The sequence below is a fragment of the Streptomyces bullii genome (assembly GCF_042657145.1).
GTDB classification, from domain to species: Bacteria; Actinomycetota; Actinomycetes; order Streptomycetales; family Streptomycetaceae; genus Streptomyces; species Streptomyces bullii.
Map to the genome: position 1 here is coordinate 625,270 of NZ_JBHSNY010000003.1, position 14,500 is coordinate 639,769.

Consider the following 14,500-nt stretch of genomic DNA (forward strand, 5'->3'; position numbering starts at 1 on the left):
TTCGGCGTAAGGTGGGGCGCGTGGGTTTGCCTGAGAGGGCTCTCGGGTACACCATGGAAGTCACGGATCGTTCGCGACCGTGCTAACCCGGTCCGACTCCTCCCCCCCCGAGTCGGCCGTGGGGACGACCCCCGCTCTCCCCCCCGGCGGGGGTCGTCGCATGTCCGGGTGGGTTTTCTCCTTCATCGCACGGGCGACGTGCCGCTCTGCGGCGGCTGCGGTCCGTCGCTTCGCGCTGCCCATGATCCGTCACTGTGCGTATCCGTCGGACTGCTCTGCGGAAGTCGCACAGGGGGAGCGGCGGCGTCACCGGTATGGGTGATGGCGATATTCACAACCGCCGGGCCGTCCACAGTTATCCACCAAGATCCACACGATTTCCGGGATCGCTGCACCGTGATACCAGCGCGCCCCGCTCGCGGCGAGTTCCTTACCGGTTCCGTTTGTCGGTGCGCGTATGGCCGGTTTCCGTCGGCCGCTCATATGGAGACCGCTTGCCGGTTCTTCACACGTTTGGGAATCGCGGGGCCGCAGGGGCTGCGCGAGAGATGCAGCGAAGGGGGACGCAGACCGTGTCCGGACCCGTCACTCACGATCCGCCGCCCGCCGCCCCGGGGCGGCAGAGCGGACCGCTGATCGTCACCGAGGACGCCGAACTCCTCGACGACCTGCTGCGCCTGTGCGCGGCGGCCGGCGCCACACCCGAGGTCCACCACGGGGTGCCGGAGCCCAGAGGCCGCTGGGAGGCCGCGCCGCTCGTCCTGGTCGGCGACGACGCCGCCCGGCGCGTGCGCGGGGCCGCACGCCGGCGCGGAGTGGTGCTGGTCGGACGCGACCAGGACGACTCCGGGGTATGGCGGCGGGCGGTCGAGATCGGCGCCGACCACGTCCTGATGCTGCCCGACGGCGAACAGTGGCTGGTCGACCGCATCGCCGACGTCGCCGAAGGCGTCGGCAGGCCCGCCCTCACCGTCGGCGTCATCGGCGGGCGCGGCGGGGCCGGAGCGTCCACGCTCGCGTGCGCGCTCGCCGTCACCTCCGCGCGTGAGGGACTGCGCACCCTCCTGGTGGACGCCGATCCGCTGGGCGGCGGACTCGACGTACTCCTCGGTGGTGAGACGGCCGAGGGGCTGCGCTGGCCCGCGTTCGCCGCCTCACGCGGCCGGGTCGGCGGTGGCGCCCTGGAGGAGTCGCTGCCCGAACTGCACTCGCTGCGGGTGCTCAGCTGGGATCGCGGAGACTGCGTCGCCGTACCGCCGCAGGCCGTGCGCGCCGTGCTCGCGGCGGCCCGGCGCCGGGGCGGCACGGTCGTCGTCGACCTGCCGCGCCGCATCGACGACGGGGTCGCCGAGATCCTCACCCAGCTGGACCTGGGGCTGCTGGTGGTGCCCGCCGAACTGCGCGCCGTCGCGGCGGCGGGCCGTGTCGCCTCCGCAGCCGGCATGGTCCTGCGCGACCTGCGGGTGGCGGTCCGCGGGCCGTACGCGCCCGGCCTCGACGACCGTGAGGTGGCCCGGCTGCTCGGACTGCCCCTGGCGGGCGAGGTGCCCGTCGAGGCCGGGCTGCTGCGCCCGAACGGCGGCGGGCAGCCGCCCGGAGCGGCGCGGGGACCGCTGGCGCGGTTCTGCAAGGAGTTCTGGGAGCGGGCGCTCGTCGAGGCGGGCAGCGCATGAGCGGGTACGCACTGGGAGATGGTGCCGGGCTGCTCGACGGGGTGCGGCAGTGGCTGGCCGAGAGCGGGGCCGAGCCGACACCCGCGCGCGTGGCGCAGGCCCTGCGCGAGCAGGGGCGGGTGCTCGGGGACGCGGAGGTGCTCGGTGCCGCCGAGCAGCTGCGCTCCGAACTGGTCGGCAGCGGGCCACTGGAGCCGCTGCTGGCCGATCCCTCGGTGACCGACGTGCTGGTGTCGGCCCCGGACCGGGTCTGGGTGGACCGGGGCCGCGGGCTGGAGCTGACCGGCGTGTCCTTCCCGGACGCGGCGGCCGTACGACGCCTCGCACAGCGGCTGGCCGCCGTGGCCGGACGCCGGCTCGACGACGCCCGGCCGTGGGTGGACGCCCGGCTGCCCGACGGCACCAGGCTGCACGCGGTGCTGCCGCCGGTCGCGGTCGGCTGCACCTGCCTGTCGTTGCGCGTCGTACGGCCACGCGCCTTCACCCTCGGTGAGCTGGTGGCGGCGGGCACGGTGCCGCCGGGCGGGGACCGTGTGCTGCGGGCGCTGCTGCGGGCCCGGCTGTCGTTCCTCATCAGCGGCGGGACAGGCAGCGGCAAGACGACACTGCTGAGCGCGCTGCTGGGGCTCGTCGCCCCGGACGAACGCGTCGTCCTCGCCGAGGACTCGGCCGAACTGCGGCCGGACCATCCGCACGTCGTGCGCCTGGAGACCAGACCCGCCAACCAGGAGGGCGCCGGACTGGTCACCCTCCAGGACCTCGTACGGCAGGCGCTGCGGATGCGGCCGGACCGGCTGGTCGTGGGCGAGGTGCGCGGCCCCGAGGTGGTCCATCTGCTGGCCGCGTTGAACACCGGCCACGAGGGCGGTTGCGGCACCGTGCACGCCAACGCGGCCGCCGACGTCCCCGCCCGGCTGGAGGCCCTCGGAACGGCCGCCGGGCTCGACCGGGCCGCACTGCACAGCCAGATGGCGGCCGCGCTGTCGGTGGTCCTGCACCTGGTGCGCGACCGGGCCGGGCGGCGGCGGATCGCCGAGGTGCACGTGCTGGAGCGGGACCCGTCGGGGTTGGTGAGGACGGTGCCTGCGTTGCGCTGGGGCGCGGAGGCGTTCGCGTACGAGCGGGGATGGGAGCGGCTGCGGGGGCTGCTTGGCGAGGACGGCTGTGAAGGGGGACGGGGAGATGGACGGAACGGCTGAGGTGTCGATGGGGGCGTTCGTGGCCTGCCTGGGGGCTGCGGTCTGCCTGCTGGGCGGGCAGCAGTCCGGGGCCCGGCGGGCGCGGTTGCTTCTCGCGGGCGGTGGTGCGGTCGGCAGCGGGCCGCCCGCATGGCAGCAGGCGACCGACGGGCTGCGACGGATCCGTGGACGGCTGCGGGCCGAGTGGTGGGCGCTGGCGGCCGGGCTGGTGCTGGCGGTGCTGGGCGCGTCGGTGCTGCCGGTCGTCGCGGGGGCGGCCGGGGTGCCGCTGCTGCGCCGGGCCCGGCTCGCCCGTCAGGCACGGCGCGCCCGGGAGCGCCGGGGCGACGCGGTGATCACGCTGTGCGGGGCGCTCGCCGGGGAGGTGCGGGCCGGACGGCAGCCGGGCGAGGCACTGCTGCGTGCCGCGCGCGACTCCGACGGGCTCGGTGACGGGCAGGCGGCGGTCCTGGCGGCGGCGCGGTTCGGCGGGGACGTGCCGGGCGCGCTCGCGGCCGCGGCACGGCAACCGGGCGCCGATGGGCTGCGGGGTCTCGCCGCGTGCTGGCGGGTGGCCGTGGACCAGGGCGCCGGGCTCGCCGCCGGGCTGGACCGGCTCGAAGCGGCGTTGCGCACCGAGCGTGACCAACGCGCCGACCTGCGCGCCCAGTTGGCGGGCGCTCGCGCCACGGCCGTCATGCTCGCCGGGCTGCCGGCCCTCGGCCTCCTCATCGGCGCCGCTCTCGGCGTCGACCCGTTGCGCGTGCTGCTGCACACCGGAGCAGGCCTGGGCTGTCTGCTGGTCGGCGGCGTGCTGGAGGGTGTGGGGCTGTGGTGGGCGCTGCGCATCGTGCGGGGAGCGGAGGCGGCGGCGTGAGCGGGGAACTTGTCCACAGGCTGGGGACGGCCCTGGGGGTGGTGCTGCTGCTCGGATGGGCGGCACGGTGGCTGGCGGCGGCGCGGCGGGAGCGACGAGCGCGGCGACGACTGGCCGAAGTGCTGGCCCGGGAGATGACGAGGGCTGCCGTTCCGCGTCGTGCGGTGCGCGCTGCCGCGCGGCGGTGGCTGCCCCTGGTGGGTGTGGCGTGCGCCGGGTGGGTGCTGGCCGGCGGCCTCGCGGGAGTCGCCGTCGGGCTGGTGGTCGCGGTCGCGCTGTGGCGGTGGCGACTGCGGCGGGCGGCCACCGGGGCGGACGCACGGAACCGCGACGACGCCGAGGCGGCCCGTCAACTGCCCCTGGCTGCCGACCTGCTCGCCGCCTGCATCGCGGCGGGGGCCGGTCCGGTGATCGCCGCACAGGCCGTCGGGGAGGCGCTGGGCGGTCCCGTCGGCAACGCACTGGCCCGGGGCGCGGCGGAAGTACGGCTCGGGGGCGAACCCGGAGCGGCCTGGCGGCGGCTGGCCGGGACACCGGGCGCCGGACCTCTGGCCCGGCTGCTGGAGAGGGCCGACGTGTCCGGGCTGCCGGCCGCCACACCGGTCGCACGGCTCGCCGCCGAGGCCCGCGCCGAGTGGGGCCGTACCGCCACGGCACGGGCCCGACGAGCCTCCGTCCTGGTCACCGCCCCAGTGGGGTTGTGCTTCCTGCCCGCGTTCATCGCGGTCGGGGTACTGCCGGTGGTGATCGGACTGGCGGGCGGGGCGTTGGGAGGGGGTGGTGGATGACGGGGGCGCGGGAGACGGGGCGACAGGTGAGCAGTCAGCAGCAGTCAGCAGGAAGCAGTAGTCAGCGACACGTCGCAGTCAGCGACATGTAGGCAGTCCAAGGACTCTTCCATACGGGGGTTGGGATGTATCAGGCGGTACGGGCACGGATGCGTGCCCTGGTGTGCGGGATGCGCGCGGCGCGGAGGGACGCGGGAATGGTGACCTCCGAGTACGCGATGGGCATCGTGGCGGCGGTGGCGTTCGCCGTGGTGCTCTACAAGGTGGTCACCAGCGGCACGGTCAGCGCCGAGCTGCAGAACATCGTGAAGCAGGCACTCGATGCGCAGGTGTGAGCGAGGCGCGGATCGGGGGTTCGTGACGGCGGAGTCGGCCGTGGTGCTGCCCGTGCTGGTGCTGTTCGTCGCGTCGCTGGTGTGGGGGCTGCTGGTCGTGGCCGCCCAGATCCAGTGCGTCGACGCGGCGCGGACGGGCGCCCGTGCGGCGGCCCGACAGGACCCGGCCGACGCGGTCGTCGAAGTGACCCGCCAGGTGGCACCGCCGGGTGCGAAGGTCACGGTCAGCCGGGAGGAGGACCGCGTCCGCGTGGTCGTGGTCGCCGAGCCGCCGGTGCTGCACGGTCTGCCCTTCGAGGTCCGTGAGGAGGCTGTGGCGTCGGTCGAGGCGGCCGAGGCGGCCCAGTTGGTCCAGTCGGCGGAGACGGCGGGGGAGGGGGCGTGAAGGGCGGTCTGGCGCGGTGGTGGCCGTCCGGCGTTGCGGGTACCGGCCGCGGGCCGGCGACCGCCGGACGGCGTCCGGACCCCGCGCCGCCCACCCGGCGGTCCCGGTGGGCGGCAGCGCGGTCCGACCGTGGCTCCGCCACCGTGTGGAGCGTAGGAGCCATCGCCGTGCTGTGCGTCGTCTTCGGTGTCGTCCTCGCCCTGGGGCAGGCCGTCGTCACCCGACACCGCGCGGCCGGTGGCGCGGATCTCGCGGCACTCGCGGCGGCGGACCACTGGGCGCGGGGCCAGACGGAGGCCTGCGCCCGGGCCGAACGGGTGGCCCGGGCCCAGGGCGCACGGCTCGTACGGTGCGCGCTCGACGGGGACGTCTCCGACGTGACGGCGGCGTGGGGACGGGGGCCGTTCGCCGCGCAGGTCAGGGCCCGGGCGGGTCCTGCGGGGCCCGCGGACCCGACGGAGCGGGTTCCCCCGCCGGGTCCTGAGGGTCCCCTGCCGACGGCGTCCCCTGGTCTAGAGGGCGACCCACCGGCGGCCTCCCCCGGCCCTGCGGGCTTTCAGCGGGCGGCTCCCCTTGTCCCTGGGGGTTCCCTGCCGACGGCTTCCCCTGGCCCCGCACAGCCGTCGCCCGCTCCTCCGTCGCCTCGTCCTTCGGCGCTCCCTCCAGCAGCACCGTGAGCAGGCGTACGGCGCCCCTCTTGTGCAGCGGATCGTTGCCGTTGCCGCACTTGGGGGACTGGATGCACGACGGGCAGCCGGCGTCGCACTCGCAGGAGGCGATGGCCTCGCGGGTAGCCGCGAGCCAGGCGCGGGCGGTGTGGAAGGCGCGCTCCGCGAAGCCCGCGCCGCCCGGGTGGCCGTCGTACACGAAGACGGTGGGCAGGAGCGTGTCGGGATGCAGCGGGATCGACACGCCGCCGATGTCCCACCGGTCACAGGTCGCGAACAGGGGCAGCATGCCGATCGAGGCGTGTTCGGCGGCGTGCAGGGCGCCGCCGAGGATCTCCGGGTTGATCCGGGCCCGGTCCAGCTGGTCCTCGGTGACCGTCCACCACACCGCGCGGGTGCGCAGCGTACGAGGAGGGAGGTCGAGCTTGGTCTCGCCCAGCACCTCACCGGTGATGAGCCGCCTGCGGAGGAAGGAGACGACCTGGTTGGTGACCTCGACGGAGCCGTAGCACAGGCGGCCCTCGCCCCACGGGACCTCGATGTCCGTCTCCAGGACGGAGATCGACGTGGTGTCGCGGGCGACGGTGGAGTACGGCGGGTTGGCCTCCTCCACGAGGGCGACGGAGTCCTCCAGGTCCAGTGACCGCACGAGGTACGAACGGCCCTGATGGAGGTGCACCGCGCCCTCGTGCACCGTCGAGTGCGCGGCGCCCGCGTCGACCGTGCCCAGGAGTCGACCGGTCCCGGCCTCCACGACCTGGACCGGCCGGCCGCCCTCGCCGCGGATGTCGGTCAGGTCGGCGGCCCGCTCCCGGCGGGTCCAGTGCCAGGCCTTCGCGCGGCGGCGCAGCAGCTTGGCGGCCTCCAGCTGCGGCAGCAGCTCGGCACAGGCCGGGCCGAACAGTTCCAGGTCCTCGTCCGTGAGCGGCACCTCCGCGGCCGCCGCGCACAGGTGGGGGGCGAGCACGTACGGGTTGTCGGGGTCGAGGACCGTGGATTCCACGGGCCGGTCGAACAGGGCCTCCGGGTGGTGGACGAGGAAGGTGTCCAGCGGGTCGTCGCGGGCCACCAGGACGGCGAGAGCGCCCTGCCCGGCCCGTCCGGCCCGGCCCGCCTGCTGCCACAGGGACGCGCGCGTGCCCGGATAGCCCGCGATGACGACCGCGTCGAGGCCGGAGATGTCGATGCCGAGTTCGAGAGCGTTGGTCGCGGCGAGGCCCAGCAGTTCGCCGGAGTGCAGGGCGCGTTCCAGGGCGCGGCGCTCCTCCGGGAGGTAGCCGCCCCGGTAGGCCGCCACGCGCCGGGCCAGGGATCGGTCGACCTCGGCGAGGCGTTCCTGGGCGATGACGGAGATCAGCTCGGCGCCGCGCCGGGAGCGGATGAAGGCGATCGAGCGCATCCCCTGCACGGTCAGGTCGGTCAGCAGGTCGGCGGCTTCGGCGGTGGCCGTGCGGCGGACGGGGGCGCCCTTCTCGCCCTCCAGTTCGGTCAGCGGCGGTTCCCAGAGGGCGAACACCAGTTCACCGCGTGGGGAGGCGTCGTCGGCGACCTCCACGACCGGCAGGCCGGTCAGGCGGCGGGCGGCCACGGCGGGCTCCGCCGCGGTCGCGGAGGCCAGCAGGAACACGGGCGAGGCGCCGTAGCGGGCGCACAGGCGGCGCAGCCGGCGCAGCACCTGGGCGACGTGCGAGCCGAAGACGCCCCGGTAGGTGTGGCACTCGTCGATGACGACGTACTTCAGCGACTTCAGGAAGGAGGACCAGCGGGGGTGGGAAGGCAGGATGCCGCGGTGCAGCATGTCCGGGTTGGTCAGGACGTAGGTGGCGTACTGGCGGATCCACTCGCGTTCCTCGAACGGAGTGTCGCCGTCGTAGACCGCGGAACGCACCGAATGGCCCAACGGCTGTGAAAGTCTCTTCACGGACCGGCACTGGTCCGCCGCAAGGGCCTTCGTGGGAGCGAGGTACAGGGCGGTCGCGCCGCGGCCGTTCGGGGCCTCGGCGCCGTCCAGCAGCGTCGACAGGACCGGGACCAGGTACGCCAGGGATTTGCCCGAGGCCGTGCCGGTCGCGACGACGACCGACTCGCCGTTCAGGGCGTGTTCGGCCGCGCGTGCCTGGTGGGCCCAGGGGTGCTCGACACCCGCGGCCCGCACGGCGGCGATGACCTCGGCGCGGATCCGGTCCGGCCAGACGGCATGGCGACCCTCACGCGGGGGCAAGTGCTCCGTATGAGTAATGCGCGCAGCCCGGCTCGGCCCGGAGGCGAGCCGGTCCAGGACCGCGCCCGGCGCGGGTCGGGACGCGGGGTCCGTCGGGGGTCGATCGGATCGGTGATTCTTGGCCATCGGCACCGAGTGTGTCACTGGCGTGACGGACAATGGGGCCAAGGCGTCGTGCACGCCTGCCGGTAAGTGATTGAATGCCATCGCGGCTGGCGAACCGTCCAGGGGCCGAAGCCGAGATGCCCCAAGGGCGACCGCTCGATAGCAAGGTGCTGGAGGATCCGTGGACCTGTCCCTGTCGACCGAGACCATGGGCGATCGCACGATCGTCAGGGTCGGTGGCGAAATCGACGTATATACCGCGCCCAAGCTGCGCGAGCAGCTGGTCGAGCTGGTGAACGACGGCAGTTTCCACCTTGTCGTCGACATGGAAGGTGTGGACTTCCTCGACTCCACCGGCCTCGGCGTGCTGGTCGGCGGCCTGAAGCGCGTGCGTGCCCATGAGGGCTCCCTGCGCCTGGTCTGCAACCAGGAGCGCATTCTGAAGATCTTCCGCATCACCGGCCTCACCAAGGTGTTTCCGATCCACACCTCGGTCGAGGAAGCGGTGGCGGCGACCGACTGACCACCGGCCCCGGGCCCGTGCGGCCCGGGGCTGCCGAAGTGCGGCGAGGAGAAGCTCGGCGAGACGTCGGCACCAGTGAGGAACGAGGGGGGCCGGGCTTTCGGCGGCCCGGCCTTCCGACAGCACGCCCGAAGTTGCGAGGGGGATGCATGGCCACCGTTGAGCTCCGCTTCAGCGCGCTGCCCGAGCACGTCCGGACCGCCCGTCTGGTGGCGGCAGCGGTGGCGCGCAGGGCCGGAGTGGACGAGGCCGTCCTCGACGAGGTCAGGCTGGCCGTCGGTGAGGCCTGCTCCCGGGCCGTCGGGCTGCACCAGACCAGCGGCGTCTCGGCGCCGGTGAAGGTGCTGCTGATCGAGGAGGAGAAACAGTTCTCCATCGAGGTCGGTGACGAGGCGCCGCACGCTGTCCCCGGTGACCCGGCCTCCGGGCATGGTGACGGGGACGTGGAGGTCGACGAGGACGAGATGGGCCTCGCGGTGATCAGCGGTCTGGTGGACGACGTCGAGGTCACCACCGGGGAGAACGGCGGACAGATCCGTATGACCTGGCCGACCACGCCGCCGCCGACGATTCTGGTCTGACCCGGCCACCCGCACGCACTGCTTTTGACGAAGGGCCCCACCCGTGGGGCCCTTCGTCATGTGCGGGTGTCAGTACCCGCGTTTACAGTGGTTCCTGTGCGCTGCATTGCGTGAATTCGTTCACGATCAATCGTGTGCCCCATCGCGATCAGTCGTGTGCTCAATAAGCGATCAGCAAGCCGTGCGGGAATGCTTCAGGGGCATTACCGGGACGGCCAATTCGAATTATCGCGCACTGTTTTGATCAGGTTCCGGTACCTACAATCCCGTCCACATCTTGAGCTCAGCCCAAGCGTCAAGGAGGACGAATGGCGGGGCTTTCCATCTCAGATCACTCGGGCCACTCCACAGACCTCGCGGCCGCCGTGCTGACCGATGACAACCGCGTGCTCGTGGCGGTCATCGCGGTCGTGGCTCTGGCGGCGCTCGTGGTCGCGGGCATCCTGGTGCGCCAGGTACTCGCGGCCGGCGAGGGCACCGACAGCATGAAGAAGATCGCGGCAGCGGTCCAGGAGGGCGCCAACGCCTATCTGGCCCGTCAGCTGCGCACGCTCGGCGTATTCGCCGTCCTGGTGTTCTTCCTGCTCATGCTGCTGCCCGCGGACGACTGGAATCAGCGTGCCGGACGGTCGGTGTTCTTCTTGATCGGCGCGGCGTTCTCGGCGGCCACCGGTTATATCGGCATGTGGCTCGCCGTGCGCAGCAATGTGCGGGTCGCCGCGGCGGCGCGCGAAGCGACGCCGGCGGCGGGCGAGCCGGAAAAGGATCTCACCACCGTCTCGCACAAAGCGATGAAGATCGCATTTCGCACGGGCGGCGTCGTCGGCATGTTCACGGTGGGGCTCGGCCTGCTGGGCGCCTCCTGCGTGGTGCTGGTGTACGCGGCCGACGCGCCGAAGGTGCTGGAGGGTTTCGGCCTCGGCGCGGCGCTGATCGCGATGTTCATGAGGGTCGGCGGCGGCATCTTCACCAAGGCCGCCGACGTCGGCGCCGACCTGGTCGGCAAGGTCGAGCAGGGCATTCCGGAGGACGATCCGCGCAATGCCGCGACCATCGCCGACAACGTGGGCGACAACGTCGGCGACTGCGCGGGGATGGCGGCCGACCTGTTCGAGTCGTACGCCGTGACCCTGGTCGCCGCCCTGATCCTGGGTTCGGCGGCCTTCGGTGACGCCGGGCTCGGCTTCCCGCTGCTCGTGCCGGCGATCGGTGTGATCACCGCGATGATCGGCATCTTCGCGGTGGCGCCGCGGCGCGCCGACCGCAGCGGCATGAGCGCCATCAACCGCGGGTTCTTCATCTCCGCGGTGATCTCGCTCGTGCTGGTGGCGGTGGCCGTCTTCGTCTACCTCCCTGGGAAGTACTCCGAACTCGACGGCGTCACCGACGCGGCGATCACGGGCAGGGACGGAGACCCGCGGATCTTCGCGCTCGTCGCGGTGGCCATCGGCATCGTGCTCGCCGCGCTGATCCAGCAACTGACGGGCTACTTCACCGAGACCAGCCGGCGGCCCGTCAAGGACATCGGCAAGACCTCGCTCACCGGCCCGGCCACCGTCGTCCTCGCCGGTATCTCCGTCGGTCTGGAATCGGCCGTCTACACAGCCCTGTTGATCGGCCTCGGCGTCTACGGGGCGTTCCTGCTCGGCGGTACGTCGATCATGCTGGCGCTGTTCGCGGTGGCCCTGGCCGGCACCGGCCTGCTCACCACGGTCGGCGTGATCGTCGCGATGGACACCTTCGGGCCGGTCTCCGACAACGCGCAGGGCATCGCGGAGATGTCCGGCGACGTCGAGGGCGCGGGCGCGCAGGTGCTCACGAACCTGGACGCCGTAGGCAACACCACCAAGGCCATCACCAAGGGCATCGCCATCGCCACCGCCGTGCTCGCGGCGGCGGCGCTGTTCGGTTCGTACCGCGACGCGATCATCACCGGCGCGCGGGAAGTGGGCGAACAACTGTCCGGGCCGGGCGCCCCGATGAGCCTGATGATGGACATCTCGCAGCCCAACAACCTCGTCGGACTCGTCGCGGGCGCGGCGGTCGTCTTCCTCTTCTCGGGGCTGGCGATCAACGCGGTGTCGCGGTCGGCGGGTTCGGTGGTCTTCGAGGTGCGGCGGCAGTTCCGTGAGAAGCCCGGGATCATGGACTACAGCGAGAAACCGGAGTACGGCAAGGTTGTCGACATCTGCACCAAGGACGCCCTGCGGGAGCTGGCCACACCCGGTCTGCTCGCCGTCATGGCGCCGATCTTCATCGGGTTCACGCTCGGTGTCGGCCCGCTGGGCGCGTATCTGGCGGGCGCGATCGGCGCGGGCACGCTGATGGCGGTCTTCCTCGCCAACTCCGGCGGCGCCTGGGACAACGCCAAGAAGCTCGTCGAGGACGGCCACCACGGCGGCAAGGGCAGCGAGGCCCACGCCGCCACGGTCATCGGCGACACGGTCGGCGACCCCTTCAAGGACACCGCCGGCCCGGCGATCAACCCGCTGCTGAAGGTCATGAACCTGGTGTCGCTGCTCATCGCGCCCGCGGTGATCAAGTTCTCCTACGGCGCCGACAAGAGCATCGGCGTACGGATCACGATCGCGGCGCTGGCGTTCGTCGTGATCGTCGGCGCCGTCTACGTCTCCAAGCGGCGCGGCATCGCCGTGGGTGACGAGGACAACGCCGAACGGAAGTCCAAGTCGGCCGATGCCGCGGTGGTTTCGTAGAGCCCCGGGACAAGCTCCAGCTCAAGGTGCGGGCGGGCGGCGCGCGTTGGTGCGCCGCCCGCCCGCACCGCGTCTGGGAGCGCCCTCTCCGTGAGCCTTCTCTCTCTTGGTGCAAATGGTTACAAAAAGGTCTTAATAGTCTATCGACGTGCGGTTGTCGCCCATCTGGCGTGTATGTTCCGGGGCCGAGAGAGCCATGGAAGGGACCAAACCGGTGAACAAGAAGCTCGCGGCCGCACTGTCCGGCGGTGCGGTACTGGTACTGGCGCTGTCGGGATGCGGCGGCGACGACAACGAGAAGCTGAACTCCTGGGCGAAGCAGGTCTGCGACGCGGTGCAGCCGCAGGCCAAGAAGATCGCGGCCGCCAACGCCGCGATCCAGAAGGAGACCTCGGACAACAGCACGCCGGAAGAAGTCCAGAAGACCGACTCGCAGGCCTTCGGGGACATGTCCGCCGCCTACAAGGCGATCGGCGACGCCGTGCGGAAGGCCGGTGCGCCCGACGTCGAGAACGGCGAGAAGAAGCAGAAGGACGCCGTGAAGGAGCTCGACGGCATCTCCTCGTCCTACGCGTCCCTGCAGAAGCAGGTCGACGCGCTCAACACCAAGGACCAGGCGAAGTTCGCCGACGGGCTCAAGAACATCGCCGCCGAACTGGACAAGCTCAGCAAGAGCGGCAACGACGCCCTCAAGACGCTGGAAGAGGGCGACGTCGGCCAGGCGATGCAGAAGCAGGCCAGCTGCCAGGCGGCCGCCGGCTCGTCGCCGGCCACCGGGAGCTGAGAGGCGCGCCGGGAGCAGGCCGGCACGGACCGCTCCGGCAGCAACGGAAAAAGGCCCCGGTACGCGCGCGTACCGGGGCCTGGCCGTCGTGTGCGGCGAGAATGGGAGCGTGAGTAACGCCAGCCTGTCTCCTCTGCCCTCCTCCGACCGCCTCGACGTCGCCGCCCGGCTCCGGGACGCGCTGCTCGGGGCCTCCTTCACCGCCGACGGACTGCTCGAACTGCTCGGCGCCCCGGCGTACGCGGCGCTCGCGCGGAGCGAGACCGTGCCCGCGCTCCGGGCGACCCGCGGGGACACGCCGCTGGAGATGCTCGTCCGGCTGTTCCTGCTGCAACAGCCGGTGCCGCACGCGCGCGTGGCGGACGTCCTGCCCGTGGACGCGTGCCTGGAGAGCGGCTGGCTGGTGCGCGTGGGCACGGACGAGCTCGCCTCCACCGTGGACGTCCGGCCGTACGGCGGACCCGGCGGCGAGGACTGGTTCATCGTCTCCGACCTGGGCTGCGCGGTCGGCGGCGCCGGTGGGATCGGCAAGCGGGACGACCGGGTCGTCCTCGGGGTCGGCGGCGCGTCCACGACGCTGGCCGGGATCACCGTCCGTACGCCCGTCGCCGCCGCCCTCGACCTGGGCACCGGATCCGGCATCCAGGCGCTGCACGCCGCGCGGCACGCCACCCGTGTGACGGCGACCGACGTCAACCCGCGCGCACTGCACATCACGGCGCTCACCCTGGCGCTGTCCGGCGCCCCGGCCGCCGACCTGCGCGAGGGCTCGCTGTTCGAGCCGCTCGGGGAGGACGAGACGTACGACCTGATCGTCTCGAACCCGCCGTTCGTGATCTCTCCCGGCGCCCGGCTCACCTACCGCGACGGCGGCATGGGCGGGGACGATCTGTGCCGCTCGCTCGTTCAGGGGGCGGGGGGACGGCTGAGCGAGGGCGGGTTCGCGCAGTTCCTCGCCAACTGGCAGCACGTGGAAGGGGAGGACTGGCAGGACAGGGTCAGGTCATGGGTGCCGCGCGGCTGCGACGCCTGGATCGTGCAGCGCGAGGTGCAGGACATCAACCAGTACGCCGAGCTGTGGCTGCGGGACGCCGGCGACCACCGCGGCGACGTGGCCGAGTACCAGGCACGGTACGACGCGTGGCTCGACGAGTTCGAGGCGCGCAAGGTGAAGGCCGTCGGCTTCGGATGGATCACGCTGCGCAGAACGGACTCCACCGCGCCGTCCATCACCACGGAGGAATGGCCGCATCCGGTCGAGCAACCGCTCGGTGACGCGGTCCGCGCGCACTTCGACCGGCTCGACTACCTGCGGGCGCACGACGACGCCGCTCTGCTGGAGGCGCACTTCCGGCTCGCGGCCGAGGTCGTCCAGGAGCAGGTCGGGCTGCCCGGCGCCGAGGACCCCGAGCACGTGGTGCTGCGGCAGAACCGCGGCATGCGCCGGGCCACCAAGGTGGACACGGTCGGCGCGGGCTTCGCGGGCGTGTGCGACGGCACGATGAGCGCGGGCCGGATCCTGGACGCCATCGCCCAGCTGATCGGCGAGGACCCGGTGCTGCTGCGCGACCGCACCCCGGCGCAGATCCGGCTGCTGGTGGAGCAGGGGTTCCTGGAGCCCGCCGGCTGACATCCGAGGCCGCGCCCGGGCCTGCGGGCGCGCCTTCG

12 protein-coding genes and 1 pseudogene are annotated in these 14,500 nt (G+C 72.7%); 12 read left to right on the forward strand and 1 reads right to left on the reverse strand.

Going from position 1 to position 14,500, the window contains the following annotated elements:
• Positions 1-548: 548 nt before the first annotated feature.
• The 7 genes and pseudogenes from ssd to ACFPZJ_RS10840 all read left to right on the forward strand — a co-directional run.
• Positions 549-1,673 carry a septum site-determining protein Ssd gene (gene ssd, locus ACFPZJ_RS10810; RefSeq protein WP_381019924.1) on the forward strand — a complete coding sequence of 375 codons (1,125 nt, stop codon included), beginning with the start codon at positions 549-551 and terminating at the stop codon, positions 1,671-1,673.
• Positions 1,670-2,872, forward strand: a complete 1,203-nt coding sequence (locus tag ACFPZJ_RS10815) for a TadA family conjugal transfer-associated ATPase (RefSeq protein ID WP_381019925.1) — start codon at positions 1,670-1,672, stop codon at positions 2,870-2,872. Before ssd ends, ACFPZJ_RS10815 begins: the two co-directional genes overlap by 4 nt.
• Positions 2,856-3,728: a type II secretion system F family protein gene (locus tag ACFPZJ_RS10820; RefSeq protein WP_381019927.1), complete on the forward strand. Its 873-nt coding sequence runs from the start codon at positions 2,856-2,858 to the stop codon at positions 3,726-3,728. Before ACFPZJ_RS10815 ends, ACFPZJ_RS10820 begins: the two co-directional genes overlap by 17 nt.
• A complete protein-coding gene (locus tag ACFPZJ_RS10825; protein WP_381019928.1) occupies positions 3,725-4,516 on the forward strand; it encodes a type II secretion system F family protein in 792 nt (263 codons plus the stop codon). Before ACFPZJ_RS10820 ends, ACFPZJ_RS10825 begins: the two co-directional genes overlap by 4 nt.
• Before the next feature lie 125 nt (positions 4,517-4,641).
• Positions 4,642-4,851, forward strand: coding sequence for a DUF4244 domain-containing protein (locus ACFPZJ_RS10830; RefSeq protein ID WP_381019930.1), 210 nt, complete (start codon positions 4,642-4,644; stop codon positions 4,849-4,851).
• Complete coding sequence (locus ACFPZJ_RS10835) at positions 4,838-5,236, forward strand: TadE family type IV pilus minor pilin (RefSeq protein WP_381019932.1); 399 nt, start codon at positions 4,838-4,840, stop codon at positions 5,234-5,236. Before ACFPZJ_RS10830 ends, ACFPZJ_RS10835 begins: the two co-directional genes overlap by 14 nt.
• A 143-nt stretch (positions 5,237-5,379) precedes the next feature.
• A pseudogene (locus tag ACFPZJ_RS10840) lies at positions 5,380-5,718 on the forward strand (Rv3654c family TadE-like protein); the annotation flags it as partial.
• Here ACFPZJ_RS10840 and ACFPZJ_RS10845 read toward each other — a convergent pair.
• A complete protein-coding gene (locus ACFPZJ_RS10845; RefSeq protein ID WP_381019934.1) occupies positions 5,654-8,332 on the reverse strand; it encodes a DEAD/DEAH box helicase in 2,679 nt (892 codons plus the stop codon). The pseudogene ACFPZJ_RS10840 and the gene ACFPZJ_RS10845 overlap by 65 nt on opposite strands.
• Before the next feature lie 79 nt (positions 8,333-8,411).
• On the opposite strand from ACFPZJ_RS10845, the gene bldG reads away from it, so the two are divergent.
• The 5 genes from bldG (at position 8,412) to ACFPZJ_RS10870 (ending at position 14,462) form a co-directional block, all read left to right on the forward strand.
• Entirely contained in the window at positions 8,412-8,753 is a 342-nt protein-coding gene (gene bldG, locus ACFPZJ_RS10850) for an anti-sigma factor antagonist BldG (protein WP_003991900.1), read from the forward strand.
• Between the two features lie 149 nt (positions 8,754-8,902).
• A complete protein-coding gene (locus tag ACFPZJ_RS10855; RefSeq protein ID WP_381019936.1) occupies positions 8,903-9,334 on the forward strand; it encodes an ATP-binding protein in 432 nt (143 codons plus the stop codon).
• 308 nt (positions 9,335-9,642) lie between these two features.
• Positions 9,643-12,048, forward strand: coding sequence for a sodium-translocating pyrophosphatase (locus ACFPZJ_RS10860; protein WP_381019938.1), 2,406 nt, complete (start codon positions 9,643-9,645; stop codon positions 12,046-12,048).
• A 196-nt stretch (positions 12,049-12,244) separates the two neighbouring features.
• The gene (locus tag ACFPZJ_RS10865) at positions 12,245-12,832 is read left to right on the forward strand and encodes a small secreted protein (protein ID WP_381019940.1); all 588 of its coding nucleotides are present in this window, start codon (positions 12,245-12,247) and stop codon (positions 12,830-12,832) included.
• A gap of 109 nt (positions 12,833-12,941) precedes the next feature.
• Positions 12,942-14,462, forward strand: a complete 1,521-nt coding sequence (locus ACFPZJ_RS10870) for a DUF7059 domain-containing protein (RefSeq protein ID WP_381019942.1) — start codon at positions 12,942-12,944, stop codon at positions 14,460-14,462.
• The last annotated feature ends 38 nt before the right edge of the window (positions 14,463-14,500 follow it).